Origin of the sequence: Streptomyces sp. NBC_00464 (genome assembly GCF_036013915.1) — a bacterium.
Lineage (GTDB): Bacteria > Actinomycetota > Actinomycetes > Streptomycetales > Streptomycetaceae > Streptomyces.
Genome location: NZ_CP107899.1, coordinates 8,029,980 through 8,050,674, shown reverse-complemented (window position 1 = coordinate 8,050,674; position 20,695 = coordinate 8,029,980). Strand labels below are relative to the sequence as shown.

Below are 20,695 nucleotides of genomic sequence, written 5' to 3'. Positions count from 1 at the left end.
GGAGCTGGTCACAGCTCTGTCACCGCCGCGGCCCGGCCGCCCCGCCGGCCTCACCATGTCCCTACTCGTGTCACACCAGGGGGGATCATGCGCATCCGCACCACGACGGCGGCCATCGCCGCAGTACTCGCCGTCAGCATCGCCGGCTGCAGCGGCGACAAGGGCAGCGACAGCAAGGCCGACGCCACCCGAAGCACCGCACCCGAGACGTCGCGTGCAGCAGACAACAGCGACGCCGCCAAGAAGGGCGGCCTGCCACCCGAGCCCACGGGTGCGGCAAGATCCGCCGCTCTCCAGGCCATCCATGACGTCAACGGCAACCTCACCCACGACGAGGACAAAGCCATCGACGCGGCCCGCGACCAGTGCGCGGCCCTTGACGGCGGCGCGACGAACCCGGACCGCGGTGCCGCACAGCGGTTCTCCTACGACGGCATCAAGCTGACCGATGACGACGGAGGCCACCTCAACCACGGGCTGCGCAAGACGCTCTGTCCCGCATCCTGATCAGCCGTCGGCCACCTTCCTTCGGCACCACTCCGCTCACTTCGGCAGATCGGCGGAGAGGAAGGGTTCAAGGAGCGCGATCAACGCGTCGGGGCGGTCGAGGGGGATGATGTGGCCGCAGTCCTGGAGGTGGTGTCCGACCAGGTCGTCGGCGACGGCACGGAGCTGACGTTCGAGCCCGGTGCCGACGGGGTGGGAGCCGACGGCCATGGTGGGCATGGTCAGCCGAGCCGTCGCTACGGCATCCTGGATCTGCTGCGCGCTGGTGGGCAACGCCCGGTAGTAGGAGAACGCGCAGCGCAACGCCTCGCTCCCGGTGTACGCGCGGACGAAGGCCGCACGGATGTCGTCGGGTACGCCTCGCCCGAGCGTGCCCGAGTCGAGGAACCAGTCGATGTACGGGGCCTCGTTGCCGGCCAGGACGGTCTCGGCGAGGCCGGGAACGTCGTGGAAGCCGAACCACCACGGGGCGGCGCCCGCGAAGACGTGCTCTGCTCCGGGGAGGCGGCCGAGCAGCGCCTCCATCACGACCAGGCGCCGGACGAGGCCGGGTCGGCGCAGCGCGAGGAGGGCGGCGGGGGCTGTGCCCGCGTCGATGCCGACCACTGCTGCCGAGGTCTCACCGAGTGCGTCGAGCAGCCCCTCGGCGTCGGCGGCGAGGGTGCCCGCGTCGTAGCCATCGACGGCACGTTCACTGGCGCCGAAGCCTCGCAGGTCAGGGGCGATGACTCGGTACTGCCCGGCAAGTCGGCCCATGATGCCGCTCCAGAGCTGCCAGGTGTGCGGGAAGCCGTGCAGCAGGAGAACCGCAGGTCCGTCCCCGGCGATTGCGACGTTGAGCTGGACGCCGTTCGTCGCGATGCGGTGCAGTTGAGGTGCGGTGGTGACGGGCATGACGACTCCTGGGGGCGGTTACCATTGGTGACTACAGAACGATAGGTAACCGTCCGGCCGCCGCCCAGACGGCACTTTCAGGGAAGGTGGTGAGCCACGGGTGACCACCTCAGGGCCCCGGGCCGCCGGTCGCGGGGTACGCGGCGATCTGTTCGATCCCCAGTGCCCCACGCGGCAGTTGCTGGACCGACTGGGCACGAAGTGGACGTCCATGGCCGTCAAGACGCTCGCCGACGCCGCACCGGACGAGGTGCGCTTCGCGGAGCTGAGACGCCGGATGCCCGGTGTCTCGCAGAAGATGCTGTCCGTGACGCTGCGAAGCCTGACCCGCGACGGGCTGGTGTCGCGCCGGGTCGAACCGACCGTGCCGCCGCGGGTCTTCTACCGGCTCACCGGACTCGGGCTGTCTCTGGAAGGCGTGCTTGCGGGTCTGCGTACCTGGGCGGAGGAACACATGGTCGAGATCGACCGCGCCAACGAGGCCATCGGCCAGGAGGCCGACGAGTCATAGCCGGTCCGGCTCCGCGCTCGACGCCGATGGTGGTGACCCGGCCTCCTATTCGGTGCGCAGAGCGGTGGCCGTCCGGGCCCTGGCCGCCCAGCCGGCGGGCAGGAGCGCACCCAGGATGGCGATGAACAGGCCGCCGAGTACGAGCGGGAACAGCTGAGCCCCGTGGTAGACGGCGAGGACGGGATCGGGCAGACGGAGCCCCACGCTGTCGCCCATCGCGGGCATGACCCAGCCGTGCAGGGCTACGCCGAGCGGCACGCCCAGGGCGCCCGCGGCCAGTCCGGTCGCGACGACCGAGGTGAGGACCATGGCAATGGTCTGGCGGGGGGTCATGCCGAGCGCCTTGTGGACACCGAGTTCCCGGATGCGCTCGCGGGTGTCGAGCAGCACGCCGTTGAGCACGCCGAGGGCGGCCACGGCGACGAGCATCAGAGTGAGGATCGCGGACAGCGCGTTGAGGGTGACGACCATGTCGCCGCCGGCGTCGAGGCCACCGGCCCGAGCGACTGCCCCAAGCGGTGCCAGGTCCTTGTTCAGCGCGTCGACGTACGCGGGGACGTCGGTTCCTGACGCGACCGCGATGTGATGGCTCGATTCCGTCAGGTCGGGATGCGCGGCCGTGAGGGTCCTGGCGTCGGTGAAGACCTGCATGCCGTCGTTGCGGGGGTCGAGAACCTCGCCCACGATCCGGACATGGACCGCCTCGGCCAGGCCGTTCAGGGTGACGGTGTCGCCGATACGGGTGCCGGTTGCGGCCAGGAAGGGTGTCGGGACCACGGCCTCGCCGGGCTGGTCGATCCAGCGGCCCGAGACCATCGTGTAGCCGCCCCAGGAGGCGTCGCCGGTGAAGGCGATCACGTCGATGGTGCCGGTCAGGCCGGACACGGTCGCCCGCACCGTCGCTGCGCTGTAGTGCTTCCCGGTTCCGGCGGCGGCCCCGATGGCCGTGGCGACTGCGGCGGGATCGGCCTTCGGCCGCTTCGCCGGGCCGGGACCCTGGGGGCCGAAGTCCGGCAAGGGCGCGGGCACGACGACATCGGCGGCGTCGTGGGCCTTGGCCTTCATCACCTGGCCGAGCGAGGCGCTCATCCCCACGGTGAAGGTGACGGCGATGGCACCGAACAGGATCGCCGTTCCCATGGCCAGTGCACGGGCGGGCCGCGCGAAGGGCCGGGCCAGGCCCAGCGACACCGGCCGCGGCAACGGCAGCCGACCGGCCGGACGGACAGCCCACCGGCCGCGCCCCGCCGAAGCATTGCGCCCGACGGCGAGTGCGTCGACCGTACGCAGCCGGCCGGCCCGCCCGGCACTCGCCCACGCTGTCGCCGCCACCAGACCGAGCACCCCGGCGATCACCGCCAGGTCGACCCAGGGGGCGACGGTCAGGGACGAGGTACCGTAGACCTCCTCGGTCTCGGCCAGTACGGGGACGGCGAGCAGATGGCCGGCGAGGACACCGAGGACCGTGCCGACGGCGGCCGGGATCAGCGCCTGCCCCACGTAGGCCCGAACGACCTGGGCCGGGGTGAAGCCGACAGCCTTGAGGATGCCGATGCGGCGGGTTCCCGTTCCGACCGCCGATGCGACGACGTTGCCGACGATGAGCACCGACATGACCAGGCCCAGGACGCCGAACGCGATGAGGAACGGAACGTAGAGGGCGGTGTCGCGCTCGGCGGTCTTCTTGACGGTGAGCCATGACTGTTCGCCGACGGCCGCTCCCGGCGGCAGGGAGCCCGTCACGGCCTTGGCGCCCGCGGTGATCTGCGCGGCATTGCCCGCGTCGGTGAAGCGGTAGAGCATCTGGTAGCCACCGCTGCCGGGCGCGGTGAGCGCCGGCATCTGGGAGGGAACCACCCAGGCGTCCGCGGTCTGTGTGACCGAGCGGGCCACGCCGACCACCGTCAGGGCCGGACCGCCGGACAGGGCGGGGAAGGTGAGCTTCCGGCCCATCGTCGGGAAGAGCCAGGAGTTGGCGGACAGCACGATCTCCCCGGAGCGCGTGGGCCAGCGCCCGTCGAGCAGCGCCACCGCATCCACGTCCCGGCCGGGACCGCCCCGGCCGGTCACGGTCATCGGCCACCCGGGGTCGGCCCCGTCCGACTTCGGGATGACCGTTGCCGTACGGAACGGCCCGGCCGCACTGCTCACTCCTTCGGCGTGCTCGGACGTCGACAGTTGTCCGGCACTCACCCTGCCCGCGTCGAACTGCACGGACAGATGCGCGCCGTGCTGCTTGGCGAAGGCCTCGTCGAAGGGCGCGCCGGACACCACAAGCAGTGATCCGGCAAGGACGGAGGCGGCCACCGCCATCATCGTGGCGAGCCCGATCACCAGTGTCTGCACCCGCCGTCGTCCCACCCCCGAGCGCACCACCTTGCCGAGCGCGCTCACCGGGCGGCCTGCGCGTCAACGGCTGCCGAGGCGACGGACCGGGTCCGGACGTCCTCGGTGATACGGCCGTCGGCGATCCGGATCGTGCGGTTCGTGCAGGACCGGGCGAGAGCGAGGTCGTGGGTGACCACGACGACGGTCTGGCCCTCGGCGTTGAGGCCGGTGAGCAGCCTGCTGACGTCCTGCCCGGCGGCTGTGTCCAGGGCCCCGGTCGGCTCGTCGGCCAGGAGCAGCGTGGGCCGGTTCATCAACGCCCGGGCCACCGCGACGCGCTGCCGCTCCCCGCCGGACAGCCGCCCCGGGTAGGCGCGGGCGTGCCGGTCGATTCCCAGCAGTTCCAGGAGTTCCACCGTCCGGCGTGCTGCCTCGCCACGCGCCATACCCGCGAGGCGGGCGGGCAGGGCGACGTTGTCGGTGACGGTCAGATCGTCGAGCAGGTTGAAGAACTGGAAGACCATGCCGATCCTCGACCGCCGGTACAGCGCCGAACCGGTCTCGCCCAGCTGATCCACCCTCACCGCGTCCACGATCACGGTCCCGGTGTCGGGCCGGTCCAGTCCCGCGACGAGATTGAGCAATGTGGACTTGCCGCTGCCGGAAGGGCCGAGGATCGCGACCGCCTCGCCGGGCTGCACGGTCAGCGACACCTCGTGCAGAGCGGGTGGGCCGTCGTCGTATCGGCGGCTCACCCCGCGCAGTTCGATCACCGGTGTGGTCATGAAGAGGCTCCTTGGGTACGGGCAGTTGGCTGCGTGAACGCTAGGAGCGGGCCCGGCACGCCCGCATCGCCCGGCCGAGCCCATTGCGGTACCGCGTTGGGATGAGCGTCGGAAACGTCATCCCTGCGATGTAGGCGGGTGATGTATCCGGTGCCGTGGAAATGGCCACCGGAACGGACGCCCGCGGGCCCGCGCGGCGGTGACAATGAACCGGTGATGGACGTACATACGACGCTGGAGCGGATTCGGGAATCCGCTCGCCGGATGATCGGCGACGCCAGGATTCCGAATGGTCCGCCGCTGCGACCCACCCGGCGCGCCTGGCAGTTCGACGTGCTGGTGGCACTGGCCCTCGCCATCGTCACCGTCTATTACGGCATCGACAACGCCGGCAACATCGTGGTGCGTGAGGTCGCCCCCGGCGTGGAGTACGTCATGGCCCGCCCGTCCGGCACCGACGGCCTGGCCTTCATGGTTGCCCTCGCGGCCATCGCCTCGGGCGCGCTGGCATTGCGCCGCCGCTACCCGCTCGCCGTGCTGTGCGTCGTGACGGCCGCGACACTGGCGACACCGCAGAGCGTCCTGCGGCTGACCTTCTACGCATTCGTCATCGCCGTCTACAGCGCCGCCGTGTACAGCCCGCGCCGGGTGGCGACCCTGGCGGCGCTGCCGGTGTCCGTCGTCCTGGTCGGCACCTCGGGGAACTCGGTCACACCGATCGTCCCCAACGAGTACATCGCCCTGCTGATCCTTGTTCCGATGGCCGTGGCCGCCATCGGCCTGCGCACCTGGAAAATCCGAACCAGTGAGGGCCGCACCCGGCTCTCCGCGCTGCAACGCGAACAGGCCGAGGCACTGCGCCGGGCAGTCGAGCACGAGCGGGCTCGGATCGCCCGCGAACTGCACGACGTCGTCACACACAACGTCAGCGTGATGATCATCCAGGCGGGCGCCGCCCGGAAGATCATGAATACCTCCCCCGAGCAGGCCGGCGAGGCGCTGCTTGCCGTCGAGGCGGGCGGGCGGGCTGCCATGACCGAGCTGCGCCATGTCATGGGACTGCTGACGATGGCAGACGAGAGCGAAGGGGCGAACGGAGGCGCGGACCTGGCCGACACGGTGGCGGAGCTGGCCCCACAACCCGGCCTGGACCAGCTGGAATCGCTGGTCGGACGGGTCCGGGACACCGGACTGCCCGTCGATCTGACCGTGACCGGCCCACCCCGCCCCCTCCCGCCCGGCCTCGAACTCGCCGCCTACCGCGTGGTCCAGGAAGCCCTGACCAACACCGTGAAACATGCGTCCGGCGCCACGGCCGCCGTCACCGTCGAATACGGCCCGGACCGGCTCCGGGTGGAAGTCGCCGACACCGGTGGGCACCCGGGCGCGGGCGCGCCCGCCGGGAACGGCCGGGGCCTGATCGGGCTGCGCGAGCGCCTCGCCGTCCACGACGGAACCCTGACCACCGGGCGACGCCTGACCGGCGGTTACCGTATCGAAGCCCTGATCCCACTGGAGGCGCTGTGACCGAGCCGCTGCGCGTGCTCCTGGCCGACGACCAGACACTGGTCCGTACCGGATTCCGGATGATCCTCGGCGCCGACGGCATGGACGTCGTCGCCGAGGCGGCCAACGGAGCCGAGGCCGTCGAAGCGGTCCGACGTACCCGGCCCGACGTGGTCCTGATGGACATCCGGATGCCCGAGATGGACGGGCTGGAGGCCACCCGCCGCATCCTCACCGGCGCTCCCGGCGAACCTCGCGTCATCATCCTGACCACGTTCGACCTCGACCGGTACGTCTACGCGGCACTGTCCGCCGGCGCCAGCGGCTTCCTCCTCAAGGACGTCACCCCCGAGCACCTGACCGTCGCCGTCCGCACGGTCCGTACCGGCGACGCCCTCCTGGCGCCGGCCATCACCCGCCGCCTCGTTCAGCGGTTCGCCCGGCGCGGCGGCGAGTCCGTCACCCTGCACCGTGACCTCGCCTCGCTCACCCCTCGCGAACTGGAGGTCTTCGGCCTCCTGGCCAGAGGACTGAGCAACGCCGAACTCGCCACCCGTCTCCACCTCGCCGAGACGACCGTCAAGACCCACGTCGCCCGCATCCTTGCCAAACTCGGGCTCCGTGATCGTGTCCAGGCCGTCATCGCCGCCTACGAGACGGGGCTGGTCAGCGCCGGCGGACACGAGGCCGCCCCGCAGTCCACTGAGCTGACGTAGGCCGGAGCCGGGAATCAGCCGGCACCGGGATGCCGGCCTGCGACGCGGTCCGGCCCGGAGGGCTGCCTGTCGCTTCGCCGTACCTTCGGGGACACGGGACTCCGGCGCACAGGCCGTCACAACAGGCAGAACTCGTTGCCCTCCGGGTCCGCCATCATCAAGTGATCGGGCCGGCCCTGGGCCTCGTACTCCTGGATGACCGTTGCCCCCGCGGCAGTCAGCCGCCCCAGAGCCTCCAGCACGCGCGGCCACCGCACCTCCCACGGCACCTCGCGGCCGCCGCCGGCCTGCACATCCAGATGCAGTCGGTTCTTCCCCGCCTTCGACTCGGGCACCTTCATGAAGGACAGTGCGGGCCCCTCGCCGTCCGGGTCCGACAGGTAGGCGCCGTCGTCCCACTCCTCCTCCGGGACGTCGTAGTGCGCGAACCACTCCTCCCAGCTGCCGAAGCCCTTCGGCGGCGGCTTCTGCGCGTAACCCAGGGCGAGCGCCCAGAACTCCGCCAGTTGCGCGGGGTGCGCGCAGTCGATCGTCAGACTCCACCGCGTTCCCATGGATCCCTCCAACCAGAGCAGCCGGCACTTCCACCGGCCGCGGCGAACCGATCGTGCCATGGGAGGAAACGGCTATCTCCGGGGTTGCGTTCAAGATTCTTTTGATGCCGAAATATTTCGCTCCCACACTTGGTCAATTTCGATTCGGCCGACGTCCGATTCGCTGAAGCGACCATAAACACCCCAGGTCAGACGAGGCGCTCCCAAATGGCTCTCTGCACCTGCGACGGCCGTCCACGCGACCGCCTCACAAGACATTCGGAATCCTTTCGTAACCCTCAGAGGCGAATGCACCCATGTGCCCTATCCGTCATGTCGATTGAATGGGGATCAGGTCACATAACAGCAGGTCACAGCCATACATCACGCAAGCCAGGGAGTTAACTTCACCGAAATATTTCGGAAATGCAGCGTTGACGAGTCGTTCAGGCGCGCGCATACTCTCCCTCGCTCCCCTGCAACACCGATCAACTTCTCGCCACGGAACCGCTGTTGCCCGGCGCACCCGTGGCGGACGAACCGCTCTGCGCACAGTTCCCCCCACCCGTCCGGGCGGCCCGCTCAAGCCCGCCCGGCGACCGGAAGAAGGTGTTGGAAAGTGATCGTCAATTCACCGCACGGCGGCAAGACCGCACGTCCGCAGCTGCGCTCACGGGCCCGAAGGACCGGCGTGCTCACCACGGCCGCCCTGCTCGCCGCGGCAGGAGTCCTCTCGCTCGCCGGCAGCGCCGAGGCCGCCACGACGCTCGGGGCGTCCGCCGCCGCAAAGGGCCGGTACTTCGGTACCGCCGTCGCGGCCAACCACCTGGGCGAATCTGCGTACGCCTCCACCCTGGACACCGAGTTCACCATGGTGACCCCGGAGAACGAGATGAAGTGGGATGCCGTCGAGGGCTCCCGCAACAGCTTCAACTTCGCCTCCGCGGACCAGATCGTCAGCCACGCCCAGGGCAAGGGCATGAAACTCCGCGGGCACACCCTCGTGTGGCACTCCCAGCTGCCCGGCTGGGTCGGCGGTCTCGGCGCCGACGACCTGCGTTCGGCGATGAACAACCACATCAACCAGGTGATGGCGCACTACAAGGGCAAGATCTACGCCTGGGACGTCGTCAACGAGGCCTACCAGGACGGCAGCAGCGGGGCCAGGCGCAGCTCGCCCTTCCAGGACAAGCTCGGCAACGGCTTCATCGAGGAGGCCTTCCGTACCGCCCGGGCCGCCGACTCCGGGGCCAAGCTCTGTTACAACGACTACAACACCGACGGCCAGAACGCGAAGAGCAACGCGGTCTACGCCATGGTGAAGGACTTCAAGCAGCGCGGTGTGCCGATCGACTGCGTCGGCTTCCAGTCACACTTCAACAGCAACTCCCCCGTCCCCTCGGACTACCAGGCCAATCTGCAGCGCTTCGCCGATCTCGGGGTCGACGTGCAGATCACCGAGCTGGACATCGAGGGCTCGGGATCGGCGCAGGCCGCGAGTTACACCAAGGTCGTGAACGCCTGCCTGGCCGTGTCGCGGTGCGCCGGAATCACCGTGTGGGGCATCCCGGACAAGTACTCGTGGCGCAGCAGTGGCACTCCGCTGCTGTTCGACGACAACTACGGCAAGAAGCCGGCGTACACCGCCGTACTCGCGGCACTGGGCGGCACCAGTGACGGTGGCGGGGACAACGGCGGCGGAACCGGCTCGTGCACGGTCACGTACACCAGGACGAACACCTGGGGCGACCGCTTCAACGGGCAGGTGACGGTCACGGCGGGGAGTGCGGCGATCAGCACCTGGACGGTTCCGGTGACGGTGACGTCGCCCCAGAAGATCACCACCACCTGGAACGGCACCCCGTCCTGGGACAGCAGCGGCAATGTGATGACCATGAAGCCCCATGGCAACGGCAGCCTGGCCGCCGGGGCCTCGACGTCCTTCGGGTTCACCGTCATGACCAACGGCAACACCTCGGCGCCCTCCATCGGCGCCTGCACCGCCTCCTGAACCACGGGCGGGTGCCGCGCGGCGACGCGCGCTGACATCCGGCTGCCGACGGCGCGAGGGCACTGCCTCCGGGGCGGTGTCCTCGCGTCGGCCTTGCGCCGGCCGACGGACAGCGCCGGGGCGGTGTTCACGTGTCGTTCCGGCGCCGGCCGGCGGACAGCACCGGCGCGCACCCGCGGCTCACCGGTGCGCAAGCACCTCACCCGGCGCCGCCACCTCGGCAGGTGCGGGCGCCGTCGACTCCCGGACCACCAGTCTCGGCCTGATCAGGAGCGAACGCCCTGCGACCGGCGCCGAATCGATGCGCGACCGCAGTTGCTGAAACGTCTCGGCGGCCATCTCCGGCAGCGGCTGGCGGACCGTGGTCAGCGGCGGCTCGAAGAGGTCGGCGAGCAGGATGTCGTCGAACCCGACCACCGAGACGTCCTGCCCGGCGTTGCGGCCGGCATCCTTCGCGCCTCGGCAGATCCCGATGGCGCACATGTCGTTGATGGCGACGAAGGCGGTGGGCGGGCGCGGCCCGCAGAGGAGTTCACGGGCGGCCCTGCGCCCCAGCTCGGCGGCGTCCTTGTCGCCGAACTCGGCGGTGTCGGCGCCGGGCCACACGATCGCGTCGGCCGGGTCCAGGCCCGCCGACTCCAGGGCGGCGCGGAAGCCGCGCAACCGCTCACGGCGGTTGACGCTGTTGACCGAGCCCGAGACGAACGCCAGCCGACGGTGGCCCAGTTCGAGCAGATGACGGGTGGCGAGCTCGGCGCCCATCGCGTTGTCGACGCTGATGGAAGCCAGGGACGGCGGATCGCCGGCCTGGGCGGTGCGGTCGAAGGCCACCATCTTCAGACCACGGCTGAGCAGCGGCGCCACATGGTCGAGCGAGGGCAGCGAGGAGCAGAGCACCACACCGCTCACCCCGTCGGCCAGCAGCTCCTCGCCGTACTTGAGCTCGCGGGCCGGATCGCGCTCGCTGTTGCAGAGCAGTACGTGATACCCCTCGGCCAGCGCGATGGCCTCCAGCTCCCGGGCGAGCGCCCCCCAGAAGGGGTTGGCGACGGACGGCACGATCAGGCCGATGACCTTGATCCGGCCGGTGCGCAGCATGCGCGCGGCGCGGTTGGGCCGGTAGCTGAGCTGTTCTATCACCTGCTCGACGCGAGCCAGGGTCGCCGCCTGCATACGGTCCGTACGTCCGTTGAGGACGTTCGACACGGTGCTCGCGGAGACCCCCGCAGCCTCCGCGACCTGATGGATCGTTACCCCGCTCATGCCACCTCCGGTTCGGAATGTGTTCGCCACACTAGTGTACCGATTTACTGAACTCTCTTCACCGGTACACCCGTTAACTTTCCCGAAAATTGTTGTGCATCAGCTGTTGACGCACCTCTTGGAGCGTTCTTAGTCTCAGTGCATCGATTTACCAGCGCTTCCCAGCCATGGCCGGGATGCCATCGCTGGATCGATCCACTGCCTCCACCTCAAAAGGGGTGCCCCATGGAACTCAAACGACGGTCGCTGCTCGCTGCCATCGGTGCCGGTACCGCTGCGGCCGCGCTCAGCGGCTGCGGCACCGGCTCCACGGCCGCAGGCTCCGCCGATGGTCCCGCCGAAGGCGAGATCACGCTGCTCACCCCGATCTACGAGAACGCCAACGGCAAGACGCTGTTGGAGAAGGAGATCCTCGGCGGCTTCCGGAAGAAGTATCCGGACGTCAAGGTGAACGTGGACTACACCACGTACGCGCAGCTCAACGAGAAGATCACCACGGGCATGGCCGGCGGTCTGCTGCCCGACGTGTTGATGATGGGGGTCGGCTGGATCCCGCCGTTCGCCGCCAAGAAGGCGATCGCCCCACTGCCGGAGAAGTTCGCCACCGCGCACGACTACGAGAAGCGGGTGCTGGAGCCGTCGCGCTACGACGGCAAGCTGTACGCGCTGCCGGTGGTCCTGGACACCCGCATCGTCGTCTACCGCAAGGACCACTTCGCCGAGGCGGGCATCAAGAAGACGCCCGCCAACTGGGCCGAGCTGCGGGCCGTGGCCAAGCAGCTGACGAAGGACGGGCGGATCGGTTTCGACCCGTTCTCCATCGATCTGCGCCAGTGCTGGGAGACCTTCCTGTTCGCCAACGGCGGTCAGCTGTTCAGCGCGGACGGCAAGAAGGTTCTCTTCACCGACAACCGGGGTGTCGAGGCTCTGCAGTTCTTCAAGGACCTCATCAAGGACGGCTCCGCCAGCTACGCCAAGAAGACGGCACTCGGTGAACCGGCGAACGTCCAGACGGGCAAGGCGTCGATGATGATGACGAGCAGCGCCCTGTGGGAGCAGGTCCGCCTGCAGAACCCCGAGCTGTTGAAGGACGACAAGCTCGGTGCGTTCGTGCTGGCCAACCGCAAGCCGGCGATGCTCCAGGGCGGCACCCTCGTCACCCAGTCGGCCAGCTCCAAGCACCCGGCCGCCGCCCGTGCGCTGGTCCAGTATCTCGCGACCCCGGAGTCGATTCTGGGCGCCGCCAAGCAGCGCGGCTCGGTGCCGGGGCTCAAGGACCTCAACGAATCCGGCTATGTGAAGGAGAACAAGTTCGTCGACCTCTCCCTCCAGAACATGAGCGCCGCCTGCTCGGAGGGCGGCACCCCGGCCTGGATGGAGATCCGCGAGAAGATCAAGCCGACGCTGGAGCCCGCGATCGTGGGCGACCAGTCCGCGAAGGACGCCATCGCGGAACTCGGCCGTCTCGCCGAAGCCGCCATCGGCCGGATGTGAGGCGCCACTGTGGGAGCTGTATCCGTACTGAAGGCACGGCCCGCGCGGCCGCCTTCCCCGCCTGAGAAGACCCGGCCCGCCACGCGGCGGGCCGGCAGGACCCCGACGGGTCCGGGGCGCCGCCGGCAACGGGCCGGCATGCTGATGGTGGCCCCCGCCCTGCTGCACGCGGCGCTCTGGATCGGCCTGCCGGTCGTCGCCTCGGTCGTCCTGGCCTTCACGAAGTACGACGTGCTGACGCCGCCGCAGTTCGTGGGGCTGGACAACTTCAAGGAGATGATGGACGACGCGGTGTTCCGCAAGTCCATCGTCAACACCGTCGTCTACACCTTCTTCACCGTGCCGTTCGGCATGATGCTGGGGCTGCTGGTGGCACTCGCCCTGCACACGGGCCTGAAGGCGCGCGGCATCTTCCGTACCGCGATCTTCCTGCCGCAGGTCACCGCCACGGTGGCGATCGCCCTGGTCTGGCTGTGGATCTACAACCCGAGCAACGGGCTGCTCAACGCCCTTCTCTCGTTCGTCGGGATCGACGGCCCGGCCTGGCTCTCGTCGACCACCTGGGCGTTGCCCTCGGTGATCCTGGTCGGCATCTGGCAGGGCATCGGCATGAAGATGCTCATCTACCTGGCCGCGCTCCAGTCCCTGCCGAAGGAGCTGTACGAAGCTGCCTCGGTGGACGGCGCGTCCAAGGCCCGGCAGTTCTTCTCCATCACGCTGCCGCTGCTGAAGCCCGCGACGTTCTTCGTGCTCATCACCTCGATGATCACCGCGTTCCAGTCGTTCGACCAGATCTACATCCTCACCGAGGGCGGGCCGGCCAACAGCACCACGATGATGACGTACGAGATCTACAAGTCCGCCTTCCGGGAGTTCCGCGTCGGCTACGCCTGCGCCCAGTCCCTGGTGCTGTTCGTCCTGCTGATGGGCTTCACCCTGGTCAACCGGCGGATCATGGGAGGTACCCGTGGCCACAACTGAGCTGCACAAGCCCGGCGTCGCTCGCCCGCCCCGGCCAACGGCCAAGCGGAAGCCGGTCACTTTCGGGCGGATCGCGCTCTATGTGACGCTGTCCGCCGTGTCGCTGCTGATGGTGGTGCCGTTCGTCTGGATGGTGCTGACCTCGCTCAAGACGCCGGTCGAGATCGCGTCGCAGGACGCCGGACTGCTGCCGGAGCACTGGGACTTCAGCAACTACACCGAGGCGCTGAAGGCCGCTCCCTTCGCCACGTACGCCCGCAACAGCTTCATCATCGCGATCAGTCACACCGTGCTCAACCTGGTGATCGCCTCGATGGCCGGGTATTCGCTGGCCAGGATCAGGTTCCGGGGCAGCGAGGTCATCTTCTACCTCTTCATCGCGGCGCTGATGATCCCGACGTACACGAAGGTGCTGCCCGAGTTCCTGATCGTCCGGTTCATGCCGCTGGCCGGCGGGAACGACCTGTTCGGTCAGGGCGGCAGCGGCTGGCTCGACACCTGGTGGGCGCTCATCGTGCCCGGCGCGGTCACCCCGTTCGCGGTCTTCCTCTTCCGGCAGTTCTATCTGGACCTGCCGGTGGAGCTGGAGGAGGCCGCCCGGCTGGACGGTCTGGGCGAGTTCCGGATCTACGCCCGGATCATGACGCCGCAGGTCAAGCCGGCCATCATCACGGTGGCGCTGCTGACCTTCGAGTCCTCCTGGAACAACTTCCTCTGGCCGCTGCTGGTGACCCGGACGGACAGTCTGCGGGTCATCCAGGTGGGGCTCTCCGTCTTCAGGACGGAGAACGGTCCCCAGTGGCACTTCCTGATGGCGGGCACCACGCTCGCCACCCTGCCCATGGTCGTGCTCTTCCTGATCGGCCAGCGCTACTTCGTGCAGGGCTTCGCAACCGCCGGTCTCAAGTGACCGGTCCCGGTCCTCAACGGCCGGTTATCGAAAGGGTTACCCCCCATGTCTGCTGATCTCCAAGGTTCCCGCGCGCTGGTGACCGGGGCGGGCCACGGCATCGGCCGTGCCATCGCCGTCGCCCTGGCCGAGGCCGGCGCCGATGTCGCCGTCCACTACCACTCCTCCGCCGACGAGGCCGCGAAGACGGTCTCCGCGATCGAGGCGCTGGGCCGTAAGGCCAAGGCGTTCCAGGCCGACGCGACGGTGACGGCCGAGGTGGACCGCTTCGTCGAGGAGGCCACCGGGTTCCTCGGCGGACTGGACGTCCTGGTCTGCAACGCCGGCCATCTGATCGGCCGGGCCACCATCGCCGAGATGTCCGACGACCACTTCGGCCAGGTCATCGACACCAATCTGACCTCGACGTTCCGTACGGTACGGGCGGCGCTGCCGCACCTGAAGGAGTCGTCGGCCGGGCGCATCATCACGATGTCGTCGCTCGCCGCGCACAACGGCGGCGGCCCCGGCTCGGTCGCCTACGCGGCCGCCAAGGCCGGCATCCGCGGATTCACCAAGGGTCTGGCCAAGGAGCTCGGCGGCAGCGGCATCACGGTCAACACCGTCGCTCCCGGCTTCATCAAGGGCACCGCCTTCCACGACACGTTCACCGCGCCCGAGGCGCAGCAGGCGATGGAGGCGGGCATCCCGGTGGGCCGGGCGGGCACCCCTGAGGACGTGGCCGCGGCCGTCGTCCACCTGGCGTCGCCCTCGTCCGGCTTCCTCACCGCCACCACGGTGGACATCGACGGTGGCGTATGGCCGCGTTGAGGCGGATCGCGCGGGAGCGCGGCGGCTGGTGGCACGCGTACGTCTGCCCCGCGCACGGGGTGGAGCTGGACCACGGCGATGTGCTCGCCGGGGTGTTCCCGGAGGGCGGTGCGCGCTGTGCGTACGGCTGCCGGGTGGACAACGAGGCGGTGCGCGGTGCCTGGCTGGTGCTGTCGCACCAGGCGTGGGCGCGGCATCTTCGGGTGCTCGCCCACCGCGGGGAGCGTGACGAGGCGGTGGCCCGCCTCGTCGAGTACACCGCTCTGTACGAGGAGTTGGCCACCGCGCAGCACGGTGAGGCACAGGGCTGGATGCTGCGCGGCCGGCTCTTCCACCAGGCGCTGACCGACGCGATCTGGGCGGTGAACATCGGGCACACCGTGCTGACGCTCGCCGAGCACGGCACGGATGATCTGTCCGGTGTGCTGCCGCTGCTGGACTCCTTGGAGCGGGCGGCACTCGACGCCCGCACCGTATTGATCGGCAAGGGCCAGCTCGCCTCCAACTACACCGCGTGGCTCAACGCCGCGGGCGCCGCCGCCGGGCGTGGCGCCGCGGCGGTGCGCGGGCAGGAGTGGGGCGGTTCGAAGGAGTGGCTGGAGGGCGACAGCGGGCTGTACGCGCATCTGCGGGTCGCGGTCGCCGAGGACGGCTGGGAGTGGGAGGGCAGCACCTACTACCACGGGTTCGTGCTGCGGGCGGCGCTGCTGGCGCTGCGGGGCACCGATCCGGCAGCTCTCCCGTCGGATGTGGTGGGTGTGCTGGCCGGGATGACGGACGTGCTGGCGGCGATCGCCACGCCGGGCGGCATCCTGCCCGCGCTGCACGACGGTCCGTATCTGCGTGCCCCGCTGGCCCTGGAGTGGCTCGAACTGGTGGCTCTTGCACAGCAGTTGGTTCCTTCACCCGCGCTGGCAGCGGTGGCCGGGCGGTCCCGGGCCGAGCTGGGCGCGAGCGACGACGGGCTGGACCGGGAACTGGGCGGCTGGTTCACCGGCCCGCCGCTGCCCGAGCGCCCGGCGTCCGGCGCGCTCACCCTGTTCGGCACGGCCGGCTATGCGGTGCTGCGGGTCGCCGGCATTCACGCACTGCTCGACTTCGGTCCGCACGGCGGTTCGCACGGTCACCGGGACAAGCTGTCTCTCTATCTCTACGGCGACACCACTCCGTGGCAGCCCGATCCCGGCCAGGTGCCCTACGCCCACGCCGAGTTCCGTGATCTGTACGCGTCGACCGAGGCCCATCCGGCGTTCCGGGTGGACGGCCTCGAACAGGCGGAGTGCGCGGGAGCCCTGCTCGGCTCGGACGACCGGTCCGTCACCGCAGAGGTGACCACGGCGTACGAGGGCGTGCGCGGGGTCCGGCGGATCGTGGCGGGCGACAGCTATCTGGTGGACCTGCTGACCGTGACGGCCACGGAGTCCCGGCACATCACCGCCCAGTTGCGCCCCGGCACCGCACTGGACGTGCAGGTGCAGGCGGCGGGCGCGGCCCGCACCACCTGGTACGGCGACGAGACGCTGCACGGCTGGCACACGCACCGGGCCGATGTGCCGGTGCGCCCGGTGGGCCGGCCCGGCCCGGGGCCGGCCGACGACCCGCAACGCGTGCGGACCCGGGTGGACTTCACCGCCGACACCGACCGGGTCACGTTCGCCTCGGTCTACCAGGCGGCATCGGCCGGTCCCGCGGTCACCGACGTACGCCTGGACGGCGACGGGCTGACGGTCTGCCTGGCCGACGGCGGCACCGCACGGTTCCGGACGGAGGACTGAACCCTTGTTGCTCTCGGCGACCCCGCCCCCCGGACCGCGTCCCGCGCAGGAGAAGCGGCTGTACGAGGAGGCCACCCGCCACCGCGGGCTGACCCCGCCCCGTACGCACCCCCTGGCCAGCATCACCTGGCTCGGCCCCGCCGCTTCCAACCCGGCCCTCGCCTACCGGGTCGGCGGCGACCCCGCGCACCTGGCGGAGAGCCTGCGCTGGATCGAGGCGGCGGTACGGCTGCCGCACTGGGGCAGGGCTCATATGCCGGACCACGACCTGGATGCCGGCTGGCTGCTGCACCATCTCTCCCTCGCCTACCGGTGGCTCGGCGACGACCTGCCGGACGGGGTGCAGGCGCTGCTGCGGTACAAACTGCTGCTCCAGGGGCGGCGGATGTACGAGTTCGCGGTGGCGAGCGAGGGCAGCTGGTGGTCGTCGTCGTACTGGCAGAACCACAACTGGATCTGTTACGCGGGTCTGGCGACGGCCGGGTACGTGCTGGGCAAGGAGGAGTGGACCGAGCGCGCCAGGGACAACCTCGCGACCGTCCTGGACCTGATGCCCGAGGACGGATCGCATGCCGAGGGCGTCGTCTACTGGCGCTACGGCGTACCCTTCCTCGCCATCCACCTGGATCTCCTCAAGGAGGCGGAGGGCATCGACTGGTGGGACCGGGGCGGGTTCCTGCCCCGGACGTTCCGCTACCGGCTGCACCAGACGGCGCCCGGGTTCGCGTTCAACGTGGACCACGGCGACTGCCATGACCGGCGCAGCGGCCACAGCGCCGGTCTCTACTACCGCCTGGCCGCCCAGTACGCGATCCCCGAGGCGCAGTGGATGGGCGATCTGGCGTCGGGCGAACTGCTGTGGGCGGAGGCTGCCGAGAGCGGCGTGCGGCCGGGCATCCTCCCGGAGGCCTATCTGGAGTACCTCTGGTACGACCCGTCCGTCCAGGCCGCCCGGCCCACCGAGACGCGGGCGTTCTTCCCCGATCTCGGGCTGCTGGCCGCGCGCACGGGCTGGGACGACGACGCCACCCTGGTGTCGTTCAAGGCCAGTCCTGGCGGGGGCCACCGGGCGTGGGAGACCGCGGAGAGGCACCGGGTGGACAAGGGCTGGGACACCCTCAACCAGGGGCACCACCACCCCGATTCGGGTTCCTTCGTGTTCGTCTCGCAGGGCGCGTTCCTCGCGGTGGACGAGGGCTACAGCAACCGCAAGAAGGCCGCGCACCACAATCTGCTGCTGGTGGACGGGCAGGGGTACGCGGACGAGGACCGGTACCACGTGTACCGGGACATCCCCTTCGAGCGGCAGGCCCGGCAGCGCGATGTGCTCGTCTCCGCCGAATGCGGATGGGCGCACGCCACGGCGGAGATCGCCGCGATGTACGACCCCGCGCTGGGGGTGCGGCGGCTCGACCGGACACTGGTGTTCACCCCGTCGGGGTGCCTGGTACTGCTGGACCTCGCCGAGGCGGATGCGGCGCGGGAGTGGACGTTCCTGCTCCAGACCGACCGGCCGACCGAACCGCAGCCGGACGGCGGCCGGCTGATCCGCTCCGGGGCGGCCTCGGCGCGGCTGCGGCAGTTCGCCCCCGCCGGCGGCCGGGTCGTCGGGGAGGTCACCGAGGTGGAGGCCAATCCGACGTCGAGCACGCCGGAGCTGCGCCTCACCCGGACTCTGCACACCCTGCGCTCGACCACGACACGGTCGGCCGAGGGGCTGTTCCTCACCACCATCGCTCCGGGAACGGCGCCGGATGCCACCCGGGTCCCCTGCTCGGAGGGCCAGGGCGTGTCCTTCGGAACCGAGACCGTGCTGCTCTCCCCCGTCACCCGGCGGATCGGCACCGCCGGAGTCCTCGCCGATGCTGCGGCCGTGCTGCTCACCGAGGGCGGCGCCCCCTGGGTCGTGGCAGCGACCCGGCTGGAGCTGGACGGCCGCGTGCTGCTCGACGTGACGGAACCGTACACAGGAAAGGTCGGCTGATCATGCAGGCAACTCTCTCGTCCGGCTGGCCGACGCTGCTGCGGCGGCTGGAGTTCGTGGCCTACCCGGCCGCGGCCGGAGCCGCGTTCGCCCTGCTGTCGCTGGGGGTCGTGACCTGGCTTCCCGCCCTCGCCGCGATGGCGCACGGGCTCCAGCGGTGGCGGGCCGAGGGGGACAGCCGCTGCTTCGTCCACACCTTCACATCCTTCCCCCGTTACTGGCGCGCCCTGTGGCGGCACTCCCTCGTGTCCACGGTGGCCGGGGGCGTGCTGGCCGCCAACATCGTCCATCTGCTCGGCCGTTCGGAGCCGTGGACCTTCGTCCTGCTGGCTGCCCAGGTGGGCATCGCGGCGGCCCTGGTCATCCACCATGTGGCGTTCGCGGCCGAGGCCGGCCGGGAGCCGGGCGGCACCGTCCGCGGCTGGACCCGGGGCGCGCTGGCGCTCGGATTCGGTTCGGCCGCCCGGGGCACCGCCCTGCTCGGTGCGGTGGTCTCCGCCGTGCTCCTCTCCCTCGTCGTACCGCTGGGGCCACTGCTTCTCGGCCCGAGCATTCCCGTACTGCTCGCTCTGTCCTTCGCTGATCCCAGGAGGCACACCCCATGAGCCACGCACTGCGCACCACCCTCGTCGCCGCGCTCGCCGTCGGCGCCCCGCTCGTCTTCCCCCCGCCGTCGGTGGCCGCTGCCGCCGCCACCGCCTACTACGTGTCGCCGTCCGGCAGCGACACCAACTCCGGTACGTCGGCCGGCTCCCCGCTCGCCACGATCCAGAAGGCCGTCGATCTGGCGCCCACGGGCGCCGTGGTGAACCTCGCCGCCGGCACGTACAAGCAGGATGTCGTGACCAAGCGCGCCGGGGTCACCATCACCGGCCCGGCGAACGCCGTGGTGAAGGGGGCCGGAGACGCCCGGATCATTCAGGTGCAGCACGACTCGACGACGCTGAACGGCTTCACCGTCGACGGGCTGCACGGGTCGTCCACCGATGTGTCGGGGTACCGGCTCAAGCTCATATATGTCATGAGCACGACTCCGGGCAACGGTGTGGGCGGTCTCCGCATCACCGGCATGACCCTGAAGAACGCCGCCGACGAATGCCTGCGCGTGCGCTACCTCGTCACCGGCGCCGACATCTCCGAGAACACCATCACCGACTGCGGCGTCGCCGACTTCAAGTTCGGCGGCGGCGGCAAGAACGGCGAGGGCATCTACCTCGGCACGGCCCCGGAGCAGCAGGGTGCGAACGGCGCTCCGGACGCCGCCCCCGACATCAGCAAGAACAACCGCATCCACCACAACACGATCGCCACCCGCGGCAACGAGTGCGTCGACGTGAAGGAGAACTCGACCAACAACTACGTCGAGTACAACGACTGCAGCCAGCAGAAGGACTCCAGCTCCGGCGGGCTCGACGCGCGCGGCAGCGGCAACATATTCCGCTACAACACCATCCACGACAACGCCGGCGCGGGCATCCGGCTCGGCGGCGACACCGCGACCGACGGCATCGACACCAGCATCTACGGCAACACCATCACCGGAAACGCCGGCGGCGGCATCAAGTTCATGCGCACCCCCCAGGGCCCCGTCTGCACCAACACGATGAGCGGGAACACCGGCGGCGACTCCGTGGGCACGTACGGCAGCGAGTACGCCCCGACCGGCGCGTGCCCCCAGTGAGCGGGC

Annotated in this window: 18 protein-coding genes; 13 read left to right on the top strand and 5 right to left on the bottom strand. The window is 70.0% G+C overall.

Going from position 1 to position 20,695, the window contains the following annotated elements; all coding sequences use genetic code 11:
• Positions 1–87 precede the first annotated feature (87 nt).
• Positions 88–507: a hypothetical protein gene (locus OG912_RS36050; RefSeq protein ID WP_327713013.1), complete on the top strand. Its 420-nt coding sequence runs from the start codon at positions 88–90 to the stop codon at positions 505–507.
• A 36-nt stretch (positions 508–543) separates the two neighbouring features.
• Here OG912_RS36050 and OG912_RS36045 read toward each other — a convergent pair whose 3' ends face one another.
• Positions 544–1,401, bottom strand: coding sequence for an alpha/beta fold hydrolase (locus OG912_RS36045; RefSeq protein ID WP_327713012.1), 858 nt, complete (start codon positions 1,399–1,401; stop codon positions 544–546).
• Positions 1,402–1,501: 100 nt separating this feature from the next.
• Here OG912_RS36045 and OG912_RS36040 point away from each other — a divergent pair, with 100 nt between their 5' ends.
• Positions 1,502–1,912, top strand: a complete 411-nt coding sequence (locus OG912_RS36040) for a winged helix-turn-helix transcriptional regulator (RefSeq protein WP_327713011.1) — start codon at positions 1,502–1,504, stop codon at positions 1,910–1,912.
• Between the two features lie 45 nt (positions 1,913–1,957).
• Here the strand turns inward: OG912_RS36040 and OG912_RS36035 are convergent, their stop codons facing one another.
• Positions 1,958–4,306 (bottom strand): ABC transporter permease, encoded by a 2,349-nt coding sequence (locus tag OG912_RS36035; protein WP_327713010.1) that lies wholly within the window; start codon positions 4,304–4,306, stop codon positions 1,958–1,960.
• Positions 4,303–5,025, bottom strand: a complete 723-nt coding sequence (locus tag OG912_RS36030; protein ID WP_327713009.1) for an ABC transporter ATP-binding protein — start codon at positions 5,023–5,025, stop codon at positions 4,303–4,305. Before OG912_RS36030 ends, OG912_RS36035 begins: the two co-directional genes overlap by 4 nt.
• A gap of 216 nt (positions 5,026–5,241) precedes the next feature.
• Between OG912_RS36030 and OG912_RS36025 the strand changes: the two genes are divergently transcribed.
• Both OG912_RS36025 and OG912_RS36020 read left to right on the top strand, forming a co-directional pair.
• Positions 5,242–6,552 carry a sensor histidine kinase gene (locus OG912_RS36025; RefSeq protein ID WP_327713630.1) on the top strand — a complete coding sequence of 437 codons (1,311 nt, stop codon included), beginning with the start codon at positions 5,242–5,244 and terminating at the stop codon, positions 6,550–6,552.
• Positions 6,549–7,247 (top strand): response regulator transcription factor, encoded by a 699-nt coding sequence (locus OG912_RS36020; protein ID WP_327713008.1) that lies wholly within the window; start codon positions 6,549–6,551, stop codon positions 7,245–7,247. Before OG912_RS36025 ends, OG912_RS36020 begins: the two co-directional genes overlap by 4 nt.
• A gap of 116 nt (positions 7,248–7,363) precedes the next feature.
• Here OG912_RS36020 and OG912_RS36015 read toward each other — a convergent pair whose 3' ends face one another.
• Positions 7,364–7,801: a VOC family protein gene (locus OG912_RS36015; RefSeq protein ID WP_327713007.1), complete on the bottom strand. Its 438-nt coding sequence runs from the start codon at positions 7,799–7,801 to the stop codon at positions 7,364–7,366.
• Between the two features lie 643 nt (positions 7,802–8,444).
• Between OG912_RS36015 and OG912_RS36010 the strand changes: the two genes are divergently transcribed.
• Positions 8,445–9,791: an endo-1,4-beta-xylanase gene (locus OG912_RS36010; protein ID WP_327713629.1), complete on the top strand. Its 1,347-nt coding sequence runs from the start codon at positions 8,445–8,447 to the stop codon at positions 9,789–9,791.
• A 180-nt stretch (positions 9,792–9,971) separates the two neighbouring features.
• Here OG912_RS36010 and OG912_RS36005 read toward each other — a convergent pair whose 3' ends face one another.
• Complete coding sequence (locus OG912_RS36005; RefSeq protein ID WP_327713006.1) at positions 9,972–11,054, bottom strand: LacI family DNA-binding transcriptional regulator; 1,083 nt, start codon at positions 11,052–11,054, stop codon at positions 9,972–9,974.
• A gap of 225 nt (positions 11,055–11,279) precedes the next feature.
• Here OG912_RS36005 and OG912_RS36000 point away from each other — a divergent pair, with 225 nt between their 5' ends.
• From OG912_RS36000 to OG912_RS35965, 8 genes are all read left to right on the top strand, one after another.
• Complete coding sequence (locus tag OG912_RS36000; protein ID WP_327713005.1) at positions 11,280–12,548, top strand: ABC transporter substrate-binding protein; 1,269 nt, start codon at positions 11,280–11,282, stop codon at positions 12,546–12,548.
• Between the two features lie 138 nt (positions 12,549–12,686).
• Positions 12,687–13,529: a carbohydrate ABC transporter permease gene (locus tag OG912_RS35995; RefSeq protein WP_327713004.1), complete on the top strand. Its 843-nt coding sequence runs from the start codon at positions 12,687–12,689 to the stop codon at positions 13,527–13,529.
• Positions 13,516–14,439: a carbohydrate ABC transporter permease gene (locus OG912_RS35990; RefSeq protein WP_327713003.1), complete on the top strand. Its 924-nt coding sequence runs from the start codon at positions 13,516–13,518 to the stop codon at positions 14,437–14,439. The genes OG912_RS35995 and OG912_RS35990 overlap by 14 nt, the downstream gene beginning before the upstream one ends.
• 45 nt (positions 14,440–14,484) lie before the next feature.
• Entirely contained in the window at positions 14,485–15,249 is a 765-nt protein-coding gene (locus tag OG912_RS35985) for an SDR family NAD(P)-dependent oxidoreductase (RefSeq protein WP_327713002.1), read from the top strand.
• Positions 15,237–17,024 (top strand): heparinase II/III domain-containing protein, encoded by a 1,788-nt coding sequence (locus OG912_RS35980; RefSeq protein ID WP_327713001.1) that lies wholly within the window; start codon positions 15,237–15,239, stop codon positions 17,022–17,024. Before OG912_RS35985 ends, OG912_RS35980 begins: the two co-directional genes overlap by 13 nt.
• A 4-nt stretch (positions 17,025–17,028) precedes the next feature.
• The gene (locus OG912_RS35975) at positions 17,029–19,008 is read left to right on the top strand and encodes a hypothetical protein (protein WP_327713000.1); all 1,980 of its coding nucleotides are present in this window, start codon (positions 17,029–17,031) and stop codon (positions 19,006–19,008) included.
• A gap of 2 nt (positions 19,009–19,010) precedes the next feature.
• The gene (locus OG912_RS35970; RefSeq protein WP_327712999.1) at positions 19,011–19,613 is read left to right on the top strand and encodes a DUF624 domain-containing protein; all 603 of its coding nucleotides are present in this window, start codon (positions 19,011–19,013) and stop codon (positions 19,611–19,613) included.
• Positions 19,610–20,689 (top strand): right-handed parallel beta-helix repeat-containing protein, encoded by a 1,080-nt coding sequence (locus OG912_RS35965; protein WP_327712998.1) that lies wholly within the window; start codon positions 19,610–19,612, stop codon positions 20,687–20,689. The genes OG912_RS35970 and OG912_RS35965 overlap by 4 nt, the downstream gene beginning before the upstream one ends.
• Positions 20,690–20,695 lie beyond the last annotated feature (6 nt).